The organism is Bacteroides pyogenes (assembly GCF_014196225.1).
GTDB classification, from domain to species: domain Bacteria; phylum Bacteroidota; class Bacteroidia; order Bacteroidales; family Bacteroidaceae; genus Bacteroides; species Bacteroides pyogenes_A.
The window spans coordinates 33,143-52,762 of sequence record NZ_JACIDI010000009.1; the positions used below are offsets into that span (position 1 = coordinate 33,143).

Below are 19,620 nucleotides of genomic sequence, written 5' to 3' on the forward strand. Positions count from 1 at the left end.
CCGATGCCGTGTCCGGTTCGCGCAATGCGATGCTTCATGATGCCGAACGGAAGAACAGGCGGAAATACTTGCAGAGCAGGCAGACAATACTTCGGCAACAAGCAGAAAATACTTCGGCAATATGCAGGCAATACTTCGGCAACAAGCCGGACATATATCAAGAGGTTTAGTTTCCCACTGGGGAAACTTTATTTTCCCACTATTGAAACTTTTGTTTCCCACTGGGGAAACTTTTGTTTCAATAGTGGGAAACAACTCATGCTTGCGAAGCAATAAAGAGGCAGATGAAAACAATAGAGGCTGCACCTCTGTTAGAAGTGCAACCTCTCGAAGCATCTCAGAATGCTTCAGTGTTTAAAACAGGTTGAAAGCTACTTGAATGTTGGCTTCGTTTCGAGCAGGATTCCACATAGCCATAGCAGAAACGGGAAGTACGTAGTTACCCAATTTCAGCTTCTTGGAAACAGTCATATTGACATTTACAATGCCCGGATTGTCTGCATAAAAGTTTGCGTCGCTGCCGCTCTCCTTGTTCAAAGCAAATGCTCCCGCAATGCCCAAGTCGAGATCCACTATCTTATTTCTCACAACCGGATAGTCGAGAGAAACATAAGTGGAATACAGGTTTTTCTCATTCTTCACACCTCTATCCCTCCCGAATACGATAGTCGCCCACGTAATCTTAAGCGGGAAATCATGCTGGAACTGATACGACAACGCAACATCTACAAAATGCCCGGTTTCCCTTGCATTATAATTAAACACTTGCCGGTTGTTATAAGTTGCTCCCGGAGAGAAGTTATAGATGTCCCAAACCGCAATGCTAAAGCCTCCCTGCTGGAAAGAAGCGTAATAATCGAACTCTTTGAAGTCGCTATTGAAGCTGGCTCCGCCCCATAAGCCGAACGTGAAGCGCTGCGACTTGTCGGTAAGGTGAATATCTACTCCTCCCATTGCCGAGGTAGTAACCTGATAACCTCTCCACAAATGCATATTTTTAATTTGCAGGGAGAAATCCAACGGCTTATAGGTTGCAGATTCTTGAGCCGAAGCTAAGGCAGACGAGCAGAATATCCCTAAAACCGATAACGCTAAAATTTTAAAATATTTCATATCCTTTGTACAATTAAGATTTCTGAATAAATAGACTCAAAAAACAAAATTAAAAGATAGCCAGATACACCCCTCCGGCCAACACAGCGCCCACCATGGGAGCTATAACCGGAATCCATGAATAAGCCCAATCGCTGTCTCTCTTATTCTTGACAGGCAGGATGGCATGTGCTATACGCGGAGGCAAATCGCGGGCAGGATTTATCGCATAACCGGTCGTTCCACCCAAAGACATACCTATAACGACGATCAGAAGAGCCACAGGATATGGGCCGGGAATTGAAGCGCCGGCAACGGTCAGAATACCGAAAACCAGCATGAATGTGCCTATGAGCTCGCATATGAAGTTATAAAAATAATTTCTTATGGCAGGCCCCGTACAGAATACCGCCAATTTGCTGTCTTTGTTTTCTTCCACATCGAAATGAGGCTTATAGAAAAGATATACCAGACAAGCTCCGACGAATCCGCCCAGAAGTTGTGCAACAATATAACCCATAATATTTCCTTTGAACGCTCCGGTCATCGCCAGACCGATCGTAACGGCGGGATTCAAATGCGCACCCGAATAAGGAGCGGAGATATAAGCTCCCACAAACACTGCAAGACCCCACGCAATGGTTATCACTACCCATCCGGCATTTTGTCCTTTCGTACCTTTCAACAAGACGTTTGCTACAACGCCGTCGCCCAATAGGATAAGCACAGCTGTTCCTATAAATTCAAAAAGAAGATCTAGTTGCATAATTTTAAGTATTAGAGTTGGTTTCAGTTGTTTTTTTAAAGTATTCGCATCAAGAACCCCAATGCGGCAATCTCACTGCAGACTTTATTGACTGCCGTCCCGGCGGTTCAATGAAAATGATGTGCGGAATAATTATTTGATCCAGTTTTGCGCACGGTAAACGGCATCCGCCCATTTACGCTTGGCCAACTGCATGTCGATTTTCTCATCCGGCTCGAAAATGGTATTGACGGACCATTGTTTCTTCACCTCATCGATGCTGTCCCAATATCCCACGGCCAATCCCGCCAGATATGCAGCGCCCAACGCTGTGGTCTCGGTGGTTTGCGGACGAATCACCTTCTCTCCCAACACATTGGCTTGGAATTGCATAAGCAGATTGTTTACAGCGGCGCCACCATCTACACGAAGTTCTCTCAATCCGATACCGGCATCCAGAATCATGGCGTTGATGACATCCATCGTCTGATAGGCAATGCCTTCCAATGCGGCACGCAAAATATGCGCAGCCGTAGTTCCTCTGGAAATACCCACTATCGCACCGCGAGCATACTGATCCCAATAAGGAGCTCCCATGCCCGTCAGCGCGGGAACAAAGTACACATCACCGCAATCAGGCACCTGGCTTGCCAGTTTCTCTATTTCCGAAGAAGAATTTATAAGATGAAGCCCGTCGCGCAACCACTGTACGATAGCGCCTCCCATAAAGATACTTCCTTCGAGGGCATAGCATGTTTTCTCTCCGATTTTCCATGCAACGGTTGTCACAAGATTATGCTTCGACAGAATGGGGCGCGTACCGGTATTCATCAGAATAAAGCAACCGGTTCCATAGGTGTTTTTCACCATGCCGTCTTCCACGCACATTTGTCCGAAGAGTGCTGCCTGCTGGTCGCCGGCAATACCGGAGATAGGCACTTTGGAAGCGAAAATCGTAGTTTTCGTATATCCGTATATCTCACTGGACGAAGCGACTTCGGGAAGCATCGACATCGGGATGTCGAACAGTTCGAGCAACTCTTTGTCCCATTGCAGCGTATGGATATTGAACAACATCGTACGCGAGGCGTTCGACACGTCTGTGACATGCTTCTCACCGCGCGTGAGCTGCCAAACGATCCATGTATCTACCGTACCGAAAGCCAGTTCTCCGCGCTCGGCTCTGGCTCTGGCTCCTTCTACATTGTCTAAAATCCATTTCACCTTTGTAGCGCTGAAATAAGCGTCGATAATCAAACCCGTTTTCTCTTTGATGAAAGGAATCAACGAATTTGCTTTCAGCTTGTCGCAAAACTCCGCCGTCCGTCTATCCTGCCAAACGATGGCATTATACACAGGCTCTCCGGTATTACGATCCCATACGATAGTAGTTTCGCGCTGATTGGTGATACCGATGCCGGCAATGTTATTGCCGTTGATGCCGATCTGCGTAATAGCTTCGGCCGCCACCGAAGCCAACGAAGACCAAATCTCATTTGGATTGTGCTCTACCCATCCGCTTTGTGGAAAGATCTGCGTAAATTCTTTCTGAGCAACCGAACAGATTTCTCCCTGATGGTTGAAGACAATAGCTCTGGAACTCGTAGTTCCCGCGTCGAATGATAAAATGTACTTTTCCATCGCACTAGTGTTTTTGGTTAATAATAAAAGTTGATCACTATAATATGTAAATGTATGTTTTTCCGGACCGGCCCATTCGCCGTGCTTATACCAAAGCTCTTGCAATGATCGAGATAGGATGCTCGCACTTTGCTTTCGTAGACATTTCTATCTGCCATTTGCAGGTTTCGCAATCGCTGACCACATAGTCTATGTCCAACGAATCTATCTGCCTGAACAACGGATTGCCTATTTTCTGTGAAGTTTCATAATTCTCTTTTTTAAAGCCGTAGGTTCCTGCGATTCCGCAGCAATTGGAATCGAGGACAACCAGCTCGATATTGGGTATCATCTTCAGCAATTCGATCGAATAGAACGACCATCCCAGCTTGTCCATATGGCAAGGAGTATGGTAGGCCACTTTAATCTTTTCCTTTTTAAAGTTGAGATTCAAAGCCCCTGCCTCAAACAAGCGGTATAAATATCGGGTCACCAGTTCGACCTGATCCTTCACATCTGCATTATCGATTCCCAAAAGATGAGGATACTCATCCCGGATAGTGAAAATACAAGTCGAAGAAGTGCCTACGACGGGAGTTTTCCTGTCGATGACAGAAGCGCGGATGGATTTCATATTCACTCCGGCCTGCTTCTTCGCCTGATTGATCAAACCATTGGATATCAAAGCCACTCCACAGCATTTCTCTTTTTCAAGAAGCTGCACGCCTATCCCCAGCGCATTGAACACACGAACGGTGTCTTTACCCAGCTGAGGATTGTTGTAGTTCACATAACATCCGTGGAAATAGCACACCTGTTTATCGTACTGCTTCTGCCGTTCTTCCTGCTTCTTATACCATCTCTCAAATGTCCCGAAAGCATATTTCGGAAAAGTACGGTGATGATCTATCTGCAACACCTTATCCATGACATATTTCGTCGGTGTCAGGCCCAATACCGGATTGAGCAGGGGAGAAAAAGGAGTAGCCAAAGTTCCCATGATGTCTGTATTCGCCAGAAGCCTGTCGCGAAGTTTCGGACGCTTTTTGGCATACTTGATGCGGGCAGACTGGATGATATCTCCAATTCTTACATTCGAAGGACAAGCGATCTCGCACCTTTTGCAGTTAGTACAATATTTCAGAGCTTCATCATAAAAATTGCTTTTCTTCAAGCGCTGACGTTCACCGTCGGGACCGGCCTGTTTCGGTCCGGGGAAACGAAGATTCACAGCGGCAACCGGACAATAGACCGTACAAATGGTACATTTGATACATTGCTCGAAGTTGTTCCGGCTAATATTATCGTGTTGTAAGTTTTCCATATTCAGATTCATGTTAAATGGTATCAGCCACGTGCAAAGCAGTCAGAATCGAAACACCGGCCCCACTCCCCTCTTTCAATGGAGAGAAGCCCTCAAGCCCCGCACCGATGACATATAAATTTTCAATAGGAAGGCCCGAACGGAGTGCCTGAAAACGATGATTCGTACGCACGCCGAACTGCATGTAATTCTGCGACTCGAATACATCGTCATTATACCACTCCTGACGGTCGTGGAGATAGTCGACATCAAGGTCGAAAACCGGCTCGTACACTCTATCGCGAGAAGCGATCAACCCCTGGCTGAAGTAGCTTCCGGTGGCCAGAACAAAATGATCGGCAACAAATGGAATATCACCGTGATTTTTGCTGAATACGCGACGAAGAAAATTCCCTTCCGTATCGCCTTTTAGTATGGTGTCGCCCAGCATGAAAGTTCCGCCTTCTTTGCGGAAAAGACGACACAAATGCTGTTGCGTTTTGATTCCGGCGATGGAAGGAGGCAGTGTAGGAAGCAATAAGATAGGCTTTCCTACCGCATCTTCCATCTCTTTGAGAATTGTATCATTGGAAAGCCCAACGAAAGCAGGGAAAATAATGACATCAGACTCACGGCTTCCATCTTTAAGAATCTGAATCAATTGGTCTTTATACTCTTCCTTATCAAGAGCTTTCGCAACATTCGTAGAGCGGAACTCGCTCGGATTCTGCTGAATATCCTCCAGACCGGGCAGAGCAAAGAGGCGGATTTCGGAAGAGACGCCACGTTTGGAAAGCTCCGAAGCTATAAACTCCGGATAGAAGTCCAAAAAGCCTACCATATTGAATATAGCCGCTTTTTTCCATGGCAAACGCCCGTCGGAGAAAGCCACGGCAAAATGTGACAACGTTTTCCATGTAGGCTTCAACTCACCCATAGCGCTGATGCGATAATGATTTTCCTTATAGCTTCCTACGGTATCGATCCCCGCTTCGGTGAAGAAACCTTCCGCTTCTTTCACTAATGATTCGAAACGTTCTTTCCCCAATTTCGAATAAGGATGGAAAGGTTTTCGGGCGATCAGATCATCGATCGATGCAACCGGATGCGAAACAGGTGTTCCGTCGGGCATGTAGTTCAAAAGATCAAAAGAACCCGAAGAAAAATGCAAGGCGCTCTGTCCCGAAGAGACAATCGCGCACCGTTTTCCACGCCGGCAAAGCTTAATGCCGCACACTAAACCGGCCAAGCCGCCGCCAATAATTACTGTATCGAATTTCATTGCCGTACTTTTTTACAATCGTTCAATCCACACACACACTCATAAACCCATGCTGCATATTCGCTTCCGCGCAAACTTTCTCCCCAAGCGGTGGGAAGAATCCCTTTCCAGCGTTCATTCAGAAAATCGCAAAGAGAGCGTTTCGCAAGTCCCGGGCACATCTTTCCTTCACGATGCATCAACCCGGCAGCGCGGCAGGCGCAAAGTTCTCCCTGGCAAGTACCCATGCCCACACGCGTTCGACGCCGTAAGTCAATCAGGTTATGGACATCAAGCTCTCTCAAAGCATAATTCACTTCACCCACTGAAATCTGTTCGCACTCGCAAACCAGGCTGTGATCGCCCGCCTTGTCTCCGGCAAAAAGTTCCGCCATCTCGCCGTGGCGATAAACAGCCGCCTCACGCAGTGTATGAGGAACGGAATGCATCTTCTCATTGATTTCTTCCAGGTTATAACGCGAGCCGGGCAAGAGATCGGAGGCGGTAGTACAAGGAGCAGAAACTCCGAGTTTTCGGCACACAAGATCTGTAGCCCATTCGGCCATTAAACGATAAGTCATCAGCTTGCCGCCGGTGATTGTCACGAAGCCTTCCAAACCGTCACGTTTCGCATGATCGAGAAGAACAATTCCCCTGCTTACGCTACGACCGGAAGGGTCATCGTCGCTTGCAACAAGCGGGCGAACCCCGGCATAAGCCCGCAAAATGCGGGTGGTGGCAAGACTGGGACTCAGCTTTTCACCCTCACGTATCAGCAGATCGACCTCCTCAGGAGTGACTCTCACATTGTCTATCTCGTCATAAGGAATACGCAGGGAGGTCGTTCCAATTAAAGAAATAGTATCGCCCGGTACGAGAATATCGGCATCGGCAGGCTTACGGCAACGGTTCAGTACCATATTGTTCACCCGATGACCAAAAATAAGAAGGGAGCCTTTCGAAGGAAACATATTGACTTTAAGATCGGCATATTCGGCTATTCGTTGTCCCCAAATACCTCCGGCATTGACAATTACTTTCCCATAAACTTTTTTACGTTCGTTATGGCGGACATCGAGTATTTCGACACCAACCGCACGCCCCTGTTCAATAATAAGGCCAAGAACCTCGTGATACGTAAGCACCGTAGCACCGTGATCCTTGGCGTCGATTATATTGGAGGCGGTCAATCTAAAAGGATCTACCGTACCATCGGGCACTTCAACCGCACCGATCAGCGCAGGATTTACAGAGGGCTCTTTACGAATCGCTTCTTCAGGAGAAATCGCGCGGGCAGAAATGCCTGCTTTCAAGCATGAATCGATAAATGTTTTCTGAAATTCCAAGCCGTCTTCAGGCAGGCTGATGAAAAGACCATTGCTTTCTTCAATACAATGGGGGGCAATACGCTTCAGGATCATGTTTTCCTTGATACATTCCTCGGCCGATTCAAAATCAGTAACGGCATAACGCGCACCGCTGTGGAGCAAACCGTGGTTACGCCCCGTAGCTCCCGTAGCAATGTCGCTACGTTCTATCAAAAGGGTGGAAAGGCCTCTTTTAGAACAATCGCGCGCAGTTCCCGCACCGGTAGAACCACCGCCAATGATAATCGCATCAAACAATTGCGAAGAAATACCTAAATTGTTATTTTTCATCTTGGTCAACAAGTTTTAGTTCCGCAAATTAAATTATAAAAATCAAGAAAACAAAGCTTTTTCGAAAGAAAAATGATTTCAAACGAAAGAAAATAGTTGTAAAATAAAACAGTTTCATCTTTAATATCACCAGATAATCCCGATACATTAGGAGAAGTTGAAGAAAGCAAAACCTAAAATACTATCAAAAAAAACTATTTTTCTACCTTCCCCAAAAGAGCTTTTATATATAATATGAGTAAAGTACAAAAAGGAGAGAAAATAAAAATGGGCAGATGCTTTTCGGGTGCCATCCTATATTATAGGATATGGAAAAACGAACAAAGGAATAATAAAAAGAAAAGCAGATCTCCTCCACCACAGCGAAGATCTTTATAAAAAAAAGACACAATTGTGGGGGCAATAAAAAAACTATTGCAACAAACCGAACGAAGAAAGAATCATACAGACAATTCAAAAGCGTTTATTGGCTCCTTTTATTATCTCTGAAAAACCGACCAAGTTAAAGATCTCTCTCAAAAATGAGAGAACCTCCAAATAAACATCCGACTCTTCGCCGCCTTTATTCACAGGGCTAATCTCGCGCACATCAGAAGCGCCAATCATGATATCCTCCCGGAAATCCACTTCACACATTTTACTTACCATGTCCCGATAAAAGTTTAATATTTAATACTCATTTCTTTGATTCCTTCTTTACGCTCCCTCATAACTTTCGAAATACTAAGATAACCGATTCGGAAAGCCATCGCGGGGAATAAGACACCCCAACTGCGGTCAACACTTCTAATCATACTGATAAATATGACTTTACGTATTCATAGATCAGCTGCAAATATAATACAATATTTTTAATTAGCAAACATTTCGAAATCAAATGAAATATATATTTTCGAAAAAAGACTTGGAATATTTCGAAAATAAGACAAAACACGATACTTGACAACGGCAACCAAGTTCTCAAAAAAAGAGGGAGACGCACAAAGCATTCGAATAAGTGAAACCGAGAGAAGACAGGGAATAGTTTACACTTTATACGACTCATCGAGATATTATATTGCACATTATTACTTAACATGGATTATTGCGTGCAAAAACAAAGATATTTCGGCGAAAAACCTTATAAATAGATATTTTTATGTAGATTTGTGCTTTCAAGCAAAAGAAATATGAGACAGCAAACTATGCGCATAGCGATTAAAGTAGGAAGCAATGTCTTGGCACGGGAAGACGGAACACTGGACATTACCCGTATGTCGTCACTCGTCGACCAGATAGCCGAACTTCACCGGGCGGGAAAGGAAATCATTCTTGTCTCATCAGGAGCCGTAGCTTCGGGACGCAGCGAAATACATCCGCAAAAGAAGTTGGACAGTGTAGACCAGCGCCAGCTATTCTCGGCAGTAGGACAAGCCAAACTGATCAACCGCTATTACGAACTTTTCCGCGAACATCATATTCCGGTCGGGCAAGTCTTGACGACCAAAGAAAGTTACGCCACCCGTCGCCATTATCTGAACCAGAAAAACTGCATGACGGTGATGCTCGCCAACGGGGTCATCCCCATTGTCAACGAAAACGATACGGTTTCGGTGAGCGAGCTTATGTTTACCGACAACGATGAGCTTTCGGGGCTTATCGCTTCCATGATGGATGTCGACCAATTAATCATTCTCAGCAATATAGACGGAATCTACAACGGAGACCCTTCTGCTCCGGACACTTCTGTCATTCGCCAGATCAAGCAGGGAGAAGATATTTCGAACTGCATACGGACTTCAAAATCGGGCTTCGGACGCGGAGGCATGCTCACAAAGACAAACATTGCCCGTAAAGTGGCCGATGAAGGCATTCCCGTAGTAATAGCCAATGGAAGGTGTGACAATATATTAATCGATCTGCTCCGAAACCCCGGCAAAACCTTATGCACCCGTTTTCTGCCTTCGAACGAACCGGTTTCGAGTGTAAAGAAATGGATTGCACACAGCGAAGGGTTTGCCAAAGGAGAAATACACATCAACGAATGCGCGACACAAATGTTGAACTCCGGCAAGGCCATCAGCATTCTTCCCATCGGAATCATCCGGATCGAAGGAGAGTTCGAAAAAGACGACATTGTGCGTATCTTTAATTTCAAAGGAAATCGGATAGGCGTAGGAAAAGCAAACTGCCATTCAATGCAAGCCAAAGAAAATCTGGGCAAACATGGGAAGAAGGTTGTGGTGCACTACGACTATTTATACATCGAATAGCTAGCTTTTCTCAACATATTTCCGTATTTTTGCAAATAGAGGCTTCTTTTCTTTCAAAACAACAGGTTTATGATTACCAATTTTAAAGGGATATTTTCTACCGTTAAAGCTGCCGCCCGAGAATTGGCTGTGCTGAACGACGACACAATCAACCGAATTTTAATCACCGTTGCAGATGAGATAGTAAAGCAAACCCCGTTTATTCTTACCGGAAACGAAAAAGATCTGGCAAAGATGGAGGAGTGCTCCCCGAAATACGACCGCTTGCGACTGACGGAGGAACGGCTGAAAGCAATGGCTGCCGATACCCAAAACGTAGCAACCCTCCCCTCGCCTTTGGGAAAGGTACTAAAAGAAACGGTTCGCCCTAATGGGATGAGACTAACGAAAATCAGTGTTCCCTTCGGAGTAATCGGCGTAATTTACGAAGCGCGCCCCAATGTCACTCTCGATGTATTCTCATTATGCCTGAAAAGCGGGAACGCTTGCATACTGAAAGGCGGAAAAGATGCCCAAGAGTCGAACAACGCCATTGTAAGCATCATACACAGCGTATTGAAAAGGCTCGAAATCACCCCCTGTATCATAGAACTGTTACCTCCGAGCAGGGAAGCCTCCGAAGCTTTGCTGACGGCTACGCATTTTGTCGACCTCATTATACCGAGAGGCAGCAGCGGCCTCATCAATTTTGTGCGCGAGAATGCCAAAATACCGGTTATCGAAACCGGAGCAGGCATTTGCCACACTTATTTCGACGAGTTCGGAGATAGGGAGAAAGGAGCAGCAATCATACACAATGCCAAAACACGCCGCGTCAGTGTGTGCAACGCATTAGACTGTGTGATCATACACGAAAAGCGTTTGGGCGATCTACCCGCTCTCTGCCGTAAACTGGCAGAAAACAAGGTTATCATTTATGCCGACGAACCGGCATACAAGAGCTTAGACGGACATTATCCGGCAGAATTGCTGCAACAGGCCACAGACGAAAGCTTCGGCACAGAGTTTCTGGATTACAAAATGGCTGTAAAAACCGTAAAAAGTTTCGAAGAAGCCATAGCCCATATTCACGAAAACAGTTCGAAACATAGCGAATGCATCGTTACCGAAGACAAAGGGCGGGCTGCGCTCTTCATCAAGATGGTAGATGCCGCCTGTGTATATACCAATGTTTCGACTGCATTTACCGACGGTGGACAATTCGGATTGGGGGCCGAAATAGGAATCAGCACCCAAAAGCTGCACGCTCGAGGCCCTATGGGATTGGAAGAGATGACATCCTACAAATGGATAATCGAAGGAGACGGACAGACAAGAAATCCATAAAGTGCGATAGGAAAGCACGAATAACGAATAGAATAACAACTAAACGGAAAAGAGAATGAAAAAATTTACCTGCGTACAGGATATCGGAGACTTGAAATCTGCTCTTGCAGAGGCGTTCGAAATCAAAAAAGACCGTTTCAGGTATGTAGAGCTGGGGCGAAACAAAACGTTGATGATGATTTTCTTCAATTCCAGTTTGCGAACGCGTCTCAGCACACAGAAAGCCGCTACAAACCTCGGAATGAATGTAATCGTATTAGACATCAACCAAGGGGCTTGGAAACTGGAAACAGAGCGGGGCGTAATTATGGACGGAGACAAGCCCGAACATCTGCTGGAAGCCATTCCCGTCATGGGTTGTTATTGCGATATCATCGGCGTACGCTCTTTTGCGCGATTCGAAAGCAAAGAGTTCGATTATCGGGAAACAATCCTCAACCAGTTCATCCAATATTCCGGCAGACCGGTATTCTCGATGGAAGCAGCCACACGCCATCCTTTGCAAAGCTTCGCCGATTTAATCACAATCGAAGAATACAAAAAGACTCCCCGCCCCAAAGTAGTATTGACATGGGCTCCGCATCCGCGCCCATTGCCGCAAGCTGTCCCCAACTCGTTCACAGAGTGGATGAACGCTACCGATTACGAGTTCGTGATCACACACCCCGAAGGCTATGAACTCGATCCGCAATTCGTGGGCAATGCCAAAGTGGAGTACCATCAGATGAAAGCATTCGAGGGAGCGGACTTCATATATGCCAAGAGCTGGGCAGCATACACCGGTGAGAATTACGGCAGGGTATTGAGTACAGATCGCGAATGGACCGTCAGCAAGCGGCAAATGGATGTGACCAACAATGCTTTTTTCATGCACTGTCTCCCCGTTCGCCGAAACATGATCGTGACGGACGACGTGATCGAGAGCCCACAGTCCATCGTTATTCCCGAAGCGGCCAACCGCGAGATATCCGCCACCGTTGTCTTGAAAAGAATGCTGGAGCAGATGCCATAATGCCCTCAAACCCTTATCCTGAAAGTGTGCCAAAGCTAAACCGATCACCCGGAAACGTTGCGGATTGTAACGGACAAACATAAAACAGCCCTATCAAACTTCATGTTGAGGTAATGATAGGGCTATTTTTACACCAACTGAAGATCGTCCGGTTTCAGGTTAGAGGCCTACCTTTATTCTATGTGAATCTTGACACACCCAGTGCCGCAGCCGAAACAGGATAGAAGTCGTCAAAAGACTTCTGTCATCACAGACCCGACTATCCACTCTCTTTCCTCCACAATAAGTTCTTAACAGCGTCTACCGAACAAACGAAACCTTTTTCATGCAAAAAGTTATTCGTCTTTCGTCTGTGTTTTATTCGTCTGCCGAACGGCAGACGAATAAAACACAGACGAAAGACGAATGGTACACAACCGACAGACGAAAGAACACTTTAAAAAAACGCGTAAAGCAATAAGCAAAATCACTTAATATCCGTATCGGGGTATAAAAGTTACCTCGATGAATCTGCGCAGGTAAAGGTGCACCGCTTTTTATGCTCTGCCCACTTCAAATACCAATATAATGAATCATTTTGCAAAGCTTAATAAGGAGTCTGTTCGATTAAATAACCCAAAAACAACATTCATCATTTGCATAAATGTTGTAAAAAGAATTATTTTTGCACCCATCATGAAGAAAATAGTTCTAATTATATTTACACTTATTCCCGCCTCCATTTACCCACAGGAATATCAAGAAGACAGCCTTTCGACTTCAACCAAGTATTTACAAAAACATCAAAGAATACTGCGAAGTCCGCTCTATCAAATTACCCATGCCGGTATTCCTTTAATAATCATCGGGGCATTAAACTACGATAAGGACAAAGACTTTCGGGTCATACGCAATTCATACATTCCCCATTTCCGCTATCATTACGACGATTATCTGCAATATTCTCCGGGGATGGTAATGTTGGGGTTGAAGGCATCCGGAGTAGAAGGCAGAAGCTCGTGGGGCAGAATGCTTGTTTCCGACATTTTCAGCGCCGGAATCATGGCTGCCACGGTAAACACGCTGAAATACAGCTTTCGCAAGCCGCGCCCCGATGACAGCAGCAACAACTCCTTCCCTTCGGGGCATACTGCCACTGCATTCATGTTCGCCACCATGTTGCATAACGAATACGGAACTACCCGCAGCCCTTTGTACAGCGTGTTAGGCTATTCTCTGGGCACAGCTACGGCAATCAGCCGGCAACTAAACAACAAGCACTGGTTTTCGGATGTGCTGACGGGAGCCGGAATAGGCATCGTATCTACCCAGCTGGGGTATTATCTTGCCGGTCTCATCTTCCGAGAAAAAGGGTTCATCCGTCCTTTACTTAAAGGGGAGCCCGATATCGAAGGCAGAACTTATGCTTCATTGGGCATCCAAATGGGATATACCGTCGGTCGAAACAGAATACATCTACCCGAACATATCGACATCGTCGGACAAGGCGGCGCCACATCTTCACTTTCGGCTGCATGGTTTCTTACTCCGCACTGGGGTATCGGCGGCAAATTTACCGTTGCGCAGACTTCTCCTCAGATACGCACAAAACGCTTCTTCGACACCCATCCGGAGGCCGAAAAAATGATTGAAAGCTTCGAAGCCCGGACTATCAGCTATATCAGCAGTGTCGGAGGGATTCATTACAACGCTAAAATACTTCCGGGAGTATATGCAGGTGGAAGCGCGATGGCAGGCATAGGATATCCGCGCAATTATCACATAAACATACGCTATAAAAATCAGGAACATACGGAACCTTTGCTGCATTGCAATTCCCACATCATACCGAACTTAGATGTGACGGCTCATTGCATGCGCATTACAGGAAAAAATGCAGGATTGAAATTGTTTGTAAACTATAATCTGAGTATCGGGAAAAGCGATTATATATACTATCCCCTGCAAAAGGGGAAAAACGTTGAACCGAAAACAGGAGTGCACCGATTTACCTTACATAATTTCAGCATCGGGGCAGAAGTGTCCGCCCTGTTCCGGAAATAAAACGGTAGTGGCCCCAACTTCTTTGCCGGGGAAATATTCCATCAAGGAGAATCAGCGTTCTACCGGTTTTGCGGCAGATTTCCATGAATTAAACCCTTTTGCGAGCTCAACCACCTGATAGCCTTTCGAAAGCAGTATTTTTGCCGCCCGTTTGCTACGCTTGCCACTGCGGCAATATACGGCTACCGGACGTTCTTGTGTAAGCAATGAACCTGCCATACTTTCAAAAGAATCATCAAGCACATTGATATTGATCGATTTGGCAATATGGTCCTCGGAATATTCCGCAGGGGTACGAACATCCAACAGTTGTACGGCATCGTTCTGAACATACGCCTCGAAATCTTCCACATTCAGCGATTTAAAATCCACGTTTTGTTTCTGGCAGCCAAAAAGAGAAGAAAGGAAGACAAATAATCCCATAAGCAATTGATTCAATCTATACATATTTAATAGTATGTTTAATTTTATCTTATTATCATCCGATTGCGCTCACTCTTACTCCTTAATTTATATAAGCAGCCCGGATGCCTTTAGAAGCGCAAGCGAATGTCTTAAAAATATAGAATTACGCAATCAATTACTTCCGGAGATATATTCAAAGCCCGGTTGGCAATATCGGTCCGACTCCACGATATTACCGTCTTTATCGTAAGTATGATATTTGAATTTTATCCTGACAACCTGTTCCGGTCGATTGCTTTTATATTTTTGCAGAGGAATGGAGATATAAGCCCTGCGGTCGTAATACGGTTCATCTCCTGCCGCATCGTGAAAAAGTGACAGCGTCACAACTTTTTCGTTCCCTTTCTCCACGATACTCTCTTCCACCATACCGAACACATGCTTTTTTCCTCCCTTTACCTTAAGGTTTAATATCATATTCAGGTAATCTCTTCCCATCCAAATGCTGACCATAGTTACCGGATCAGTCTTGATTCCGTCGGCATAAGCCGGGTCTTCGGGAAGTTTGGGTTCGGGAGTCAGCAACTCTTGCAGGGAATAGATGGTGACTGAAGGTGTTCCATCGGCAACAGTTACCTCATAATTACTAAGCATTCGCTTAAAAGCATAAGGGGCAATCTTAGTGTTAGTGCGATCTTTTAAAACAGGCATCGGAGATCCCTTATCAGGAATCAGTATCTGCAAACGCCCGTCTTCTCCGGCTTTTACGGTTACAAAGTCCAACGATACGGAAGGATAGCGGTAATCATCGTTTTCTTTACAAGCGATAAGCAGAAAAAGCAATCCCAAAATCCGGGCAATATGCAAATATTCTTTTTTCATTGAGTAGCAGCCAAGTAGTTAATTAAAGGATTGGCATACATCTGGAGCAGTTTCTCGCGCAGAAATTCATCATCTTTATCAGTCAGCTTGATTTTTCCGAGCTGCCCGGAAATGTATGCAAGGAAATCTTCTTTCTCTTGTGAGGTATACTTCGATACAAACTCATCACTGCCCTTTAAAGAATCGTATGCGATGTAGTTTCCCGGAAATATCCGATAGTTCTCATGAATCCGCTTATCTATGCAAGCAGAAATTCGGGCAAAGAGTTCCGGTTTAGGCAACGAGCGATCCATAAGTGCCAATTCGTCGTTAATACACGGAGCTACTTGAAAATGCACTTTCCCTTTATATCCGAAAAGCCCGGTTTCCATACTTACCAAATCATCCTGAGTGGTTTTCTTATAATCTTCTACGTCTCTCTTCAACTGAAATTCCTGAGCTTTCAAGAAATCACAAGGATCGTATTCGTATGAAATAGACAAGGGGGCAATGTTCATTTCCATCAAACGCTCTACAACATCCCCTTCGCCTCCCATCACCAGCATTTTCAACACACTGTCTTGCGTCCGGTCGTTCGAATCTTTTGCCCGGCCTTCACGCTGGGCAATCCAGATCGACTGTTTTTTCTGCGTAATGGTGTAGTGCATATAGCGCGACATCCGGGCGGAAGAGTCGAGCATCGGACGCATCGTAAGCGCCCGTTGCACGATAAACGATTTGTTAATGCGCACTAATTTCTTTATCCAAGGATAAATGAGCAAATTATCCCCGATAGCTATCTCCACCGTATCCATTCCCTGCTGAACGAGCAATACGGAAAGAAAGCCGGAGTCGAGAATAATATCGCGATGATTTGACATATAGGTGTAAGCCTTACCCTCACCCGGCAAAGCCGTATGATCCAGTGTGAGTCCGGCTGTATGTTCGCTTGCTATCTTCCACAGAATGCCGTAACAGAAAGTTTTCTGGAAGTCCAACTTAGTCTTGCAAGTACGCATTTTTTCGGCCAAAAAATCAAAAGGCACGTTCGGTACCGCAGTAGAGGCAGCCTTCTGAAAAGCCGGATCGACAATCAATTCCTCCAAAATTTGAGGAAGCTCCTCATCATGATAAGGACGAATTTCATCAAACTCTGTTATATCCATCATAAAGTATGTATTAAGAGTCAAGCATCAAGTTTGGGTATAAGACTTACAAGCCTCTTCTGAGGACAAAGTTAATACTTTCTGCTTAATACTCAATATCTAATCTAAAATTGATTCTCTATTATATCTGTCATTATATTCTTTATGTCCAAGCCTGCGGCGCGCACTTGCTGCGGAATAAAGCTCGTAGCAGTCATTCCCGGAGTAGTATTCACTTCCAGTAAATTGATTTTTTCGCCTGCCGTCACAATATAATCCACACGGATAATGCCCGAACAACCTAATATATCATAAATGGCCGAAGTCAATTTTTGTATCCGGTGCGTCAATTCTTCAGAAATCCGTGCAGGAGTAATCTCATCGACCTGCCCGTTGTATTTGGCATCGTAATCGAAAAATTCGTTATGTGCAACCACCTCAGTAAGGGGGAATACCACACTTTTTTCTTTCGTCTTATAACATCCGCAAGTCAGCTCCATACCTTCCATAAATGCTTCTATAATCACTTCGCCAGCCTCTTCGAAGGCCTTTAGGATGGCAGGCTGTATCTGCTCTTTTGTTTTCACCTTGGTTATTCCGAAACTCGATCCACCCAAGCTCGGTTTGATGAAACAAGGCAAACCGATATTCTTCAACACATCCTCATCGGAGATGGACTGTCCGCGCCGCAACAACAACGATTCGGCCACACGAATTCCAAAAGACTTCAGATATTGATTGCAAGCAAATTTATTGTAAGTGATTGCGGCCGGCAATACGCCGCTGCAAGAATAAGGAATCTGCAACATATCGAAATATCCCTGCAAGCGTCCGTCTTCGCCCGGAGTACCGTGAATGGTGATATAGGCAAAATCGAAGCGAATTCTCCGCCCATTCTGTACGAAGCTGAAATCATTCCGGTCGATCATTGCTCTTGTCCCGTCAGGCAGTTGCACTTCCCAACGGAGACCTTGCATCTCAACAATATACAGCGTATACTTTTCTTTGTCTATAAAAGAACAGATTCCCTGTGCGCTACGCAGAGATACCTGAAATTCGGAGGTGTCTCCCCCTGCCACGATAGCAATTGTGCGTTTCATTCTAATTCTCTATTACTTATGTAACCTCTCCACTTGTCTATAAGCTGTGTCATATCGTCCGGAAGCCGGGATGTAAAATACATATCTTCTCCTGTAACCGGGTGTACGAAGCCCAGCGTCATGGCATGCAAAGCCTGACGGGGACAAATGTCGAAGCAATTGTTCACAAACTGTTTGTATTTACTAAAATGGGTTCCTTTCAGAATTTCATGCCCGCCATAGCGTTCGTCATTGAAAAGAGTATGTCCGATGTGTTTCATATGTACACGGATTTGATGGGTACGTCCGGTTTCGAGCATACATTCCACCAAAGTGACATATCCCAATCTTTCCAATACACGGTAATGAGTGACAGCATGCTTTCCTTGCCCGGGATCGGACATTACAGCCATCTGCATCCGGTCTTTCGGGTTTCGGGCAATATTGCCGGTGACGGTTCCTTCGTCCTGCTCCACATTGCCCCATACCAAAGCGCGATATTTCCGTTGAGTAGTCTTATTATAAAACTGAATTCCGAGATTGGTTTTAGCATCGGGAGTCTTGGCGATAACCAAGAGGCCCGACGTATCTTTATCTATCCGGTGTACAAGACCCACATGCGGATCGTTGGCGTCGTAATCGGGAACATCTTTCATATGCCATGCCAAAGCATTGACCAGCGTGCCGTGATAATTTCCATGCCCCGGATGAACGACCAGCCCGGCCGGTTTGTTGACCACCATCACATAACGATCTTCATATACGATATCCAACGGAATGTCTTCGGGAATGACCTCATTCTCATAGCGGGGGCGATCCATCATTACGGTAATGACGTCGAGTGGCTTCACTTTATAGCTGCTCTTCACAGGCTTGCCGTTGGCCATCACGAATCCGTCTTCAGCTGCTTTCTGAATCCGGTTGCGGGAAGCATTGACAATGCGTTCGAACAAGTATTTGTCTACCCTGACCATTGTCTGCCCTTTATCTACAACTACACGAAAGTGCTCATAAAGTCGGGCTTCATCACCGACGGGTTCTATTTCATCCAGATCATTGTCCGGTTCTTCCGGAAAGCCTTCCTCTATCATGCGAATCTGTGTTCTGTGATTGCTCTGTTAAAACCAACTATCATCCTCTGCAGACGATGATTCCGATGAAGAAGAACTCATCGCGTCTGTCGCAGTGGCAATCGAATCTCCCGCTTCTTTTCCCGAACCGCTCCCTACCATCAAAACCAGCACAGCGCCCATAGGAACTTTCTCGCCGGCAGTCAATTGTCGGCCTTGATACTTCACACCGTAAACCCAGTCTTTTTCTCCGCTTACCAATTGTATCTCATCCAGTTTAAAACCGGCAGCAAGAAGTTTGGCTTGCGCCTGACGATAAGAACTGTTGTCCGCCACGTCGGGTACGGGGCGCAACGGAATATTTCTGGTATTGACGGTCAAATAAATCATACGCCCCTCTTTCACCTTACGCCCGGCTCCGGGATTAAGATCGAGAACAACGCCTGCCGGTTTGTTTTTCACATAGTTCGAATCGGCCACCATGCATTCCAACCCTTGATTACGCAACATTGCAGAAGCCTCCTGCACCGTCATCTCTTTTACATCCGGAACAATCACGGCTTCACCATGCCTGGTATATACATCAAGTCCTCTCAACACAATGAAGAGTATCAATATCACTGCTCCAAACATGGCAATGATGTTCAGCCAGAAATATTTATTCGTTTTAAAAGAAAAGAATTCTTTGATTGTCATACGTTCTTCTGCTGTTAATCTGCGCCAAAGATACGATAAATTAGTTGATTTA

At 45.5% G+C, this 19,620-nt stretch carries 17 protein-coding genes; 4 read left to right on the forward strand and 13 right to left on the reverse strand.

Features of this window, described 5'->3' with window-relative positions; genetic code table 11:
* Nucleotides 1-354 precede the first annotated feature (354 nt).
* The 7 genes from GGR07_RS07645 to GGR07_RS07675 form a co-directional block, all read right to left on the reverse strand.
* Complete coding sequence (locus tag GGR07_RS07645) at nucleotides 355-1,113, reverse strand: hypothetical protein (RefSeq protein ID WP_021645775.1); 759 nt, start codon at nucleotides 1,111-1,113, stop codon at nucleotides 355-357.
* A 49-nt stretch (nucleotides 1,114-1,162) separates the two neighbouring features.
* Nucleotides 1,163-1,858: an MIP/aquaporin family protein gene (locus GGR07_RS07650; RefSeq protein ID WP_021645774.1), complete on the reverse strand. Its 696-nt coding sequence runs from the start codon at nucleotides 1,856-1,858 to the stop codon at nucleotides 1,163-1,165.
* A gap of 132 nt (nucleotides 1,859-1,990) precedes the next feature.
* Complete coding sequence (gene glpK / locus GGR07_RS07655; RefSeq protein ID WP_039972682.1) at nucleotides 1,991-3,478, reverse strand: glycerol kinase GlpK; 1,488 nt, start codon at nucleotides 3,476-3,478, stop codon at nucleotides 1,991-1,993.
* Between the two features lie 85 nt (nucleotides 3,479-3,563).
* A complete protein-coding gene (gene glpC / locus GGR07_RS07660) occupies nucleotides 3,564-4,781 on the reverse strand; it encodes an anaerobic glycerol-3-phosphate dehydrogenase subunit GlpC (RefSeq protein WP_034543185.1) in 1,218 nt (405 codons plus the stop codon).
* 13 nt (nucleotides 4,782-4,794) lie between these two features.
* Entirely contained in the window at nucleotides 4,795-6,042 is a 1,248-nt protein-coding gene (gene glpB / locus GGR07_RS07665) for a glycerol-3-phosphate dehydrogenase subunit GlpB (RefSeq protein WP_122056744.1), read from the reverse strand.
* Nucleotides 6,039-7,679: an anaerobic glycerol-3-phosphate dehydrogenase subunit A gene (gene glpA / locus GGR07_RS07670; RefSeq protein ID WP_021645770.1), complete on the reverse strand. Its 1,641-nt coding sequence runs from the start codon at nucleotides 7,677-7,679 to the stop codon at nucleotides 6,039-6,041. The genes glpB and glpA overlap by 4 nt, the downstream gene beginning before the upstream one ends.
* Before the next feature lie 453 nt (nucleotides 7,680-8,132).
* The gene (locus tag GGR07_RS07675; protein ID WP_021645767.1) at nucleotides 8,133-8,327 is read right to left on the reverse strand and encodes a hypothetical protein; all 195 of its coding nucleotides are present in this window, start codon (nucleotides 8,325-8,327) and stop codon (nucleotides 8,133-8,135) included.
* Between the two features lie 521 nt (nucleotides 8,328-8,848).
* Here GGR07_RS07675 and proB point away from each other — a divergent pair.
* The 4 genes from proB (at nucleotide 8,849) to GGR07_RS07695 (ending at nucleotide 14,312) form a co-directional block, all read left to right on the forward strand.
* Complete coding sequence (gene proB, locus GGR07_RS07680) at nucleotides 8,849-9,931, forward strand: glutamate 5-kinase (protein WP_021645765.1); 1,083 nt, start codon at nucleotides 8,849-8,851, stop codon at nucleotides 9,929-9,931.
* A 69-nt stretch (nucleotides 9,932-10,000) separates the two neighbouring features.
* Nucleotides 10,001-11,257: a glutamate-5-semialdehyde dehydrogenase gene (locus GGR07_RS07685; RefSeq protein ID WP_021645764.1), complete on the forward strand. Its 1,257-nt coding sequence runs from the start codon at nucleotides 10,001-10,003 to the stop codon at nucleotides 11,255-11,257.
* Between the two features lie 55 nt (nucleotides 11,258-11,312).
* A complete protein-coding gene (locus tag GGR07_RS07690; RefSeq protein WP_021645763.1) occupies nucleotides 11,313-12,269 on the forward strand; it encodes a Rossmann-fold NAD(P)-binding domain-containing protein in 957 nt (318 codons plus the stop codon).
* Between the two features lie 675 nt (nucleotides 12,270-12,944).
* Nucleotides 12,945-14,312, forward strand: a complete 1,368-nt coding sequence (locus tag GGR07_RS07695) for a phosphatase PAP2 family protein (RefSeq protein WP_172545208.1) — start codon at nucleotides 12,945-12,947, stop codon at nucleotides 14,310-14,312.
* A 51-nt stretch (nucleotides 14,313-14,363) separates the two neighbouring features.
* Here GGR07_RS07695 and GGR07_RS07700 read toward each other — a convergent pair whose 3' ends face one another.
* The 6 genes from GGR07_RS07700 to GGR07_RS07725 form a co-directional block, all read right to left on the reverse strand.
* Nucleotides 14,364-14,759: a rhodanese-like domain-containing protein gene (locus tag GGR07_RS07700; RefSeq protein ID WP_034543167.1), complete on the reverse strand. Its 396-nt coding sequence runs from the start codon at nucleotides 14,757-14,759 to the stop codon at nucleotides 14,364-14,366.
* Between the two features lie 129 nt (nucleotides 14,760-14,888).
* Entirely contained in the window at nucleotides 14,889-15,599 is a 711-nt protein-coding gene (locus GGR07_RS07705) for a NigD1/NigD2 family lipoprotein (protein WP_034543168.1), read from the reverse strand.
* Nucleotides 15,596-16,744, reverse strand: coding sequence for an acyltransferase (locus GGR07_RS07710; protein ID WP_122056742.1), 1,149 nt, complete (start codon nucleotides 16,742-16,744; stop codon nucleotides 15,596-15,598). The genes GGR07_RS07705 and GGR07_RS07710 overlap by 4 nt, the downstream gene beginning before the upstream one ends.
* Before the next feature lie 104 nt (nucleotides 16,745-16,848).
* A complete protein-coding gene (locus GGR07_RS07715) occupies nucleotides 16,849-17,823 on the reverse strand; it encodes a D-alanine--D-alanine ligase (protein WP_034543169.1) in 975 nt (324 codons plus the stop codon).
* A complete protein-coding gene (locus GGR07_RS07720) occupies nucleotides 17,820-18,893 on the reverse strand; it encodes an RluA family pseudouridine synthase (protein WP_122056741.1) in 1,074 nt (357 codons plus the stop codon). Before GGR07_RS07720 ends, GGR07_RS07715 begins: the two co-directional genes overlap by 4 nt.
* Before the next feature lie 27 nt (nucleotides 18,894-18,920).
* Complete coding sequence (locus GGR07_RS07725; RefSeq protein WP_034543170.1) at nucleotides 18,921-19,568, reverse strand: PASTA domain-containing protein; 648 nt, start codon at nucleotides 19,566-19,568, stop codon at nucleotides 18,921-18,923.
* Nucleotides 19,569-19,620 lie beyond the last annotated feature (52 nt).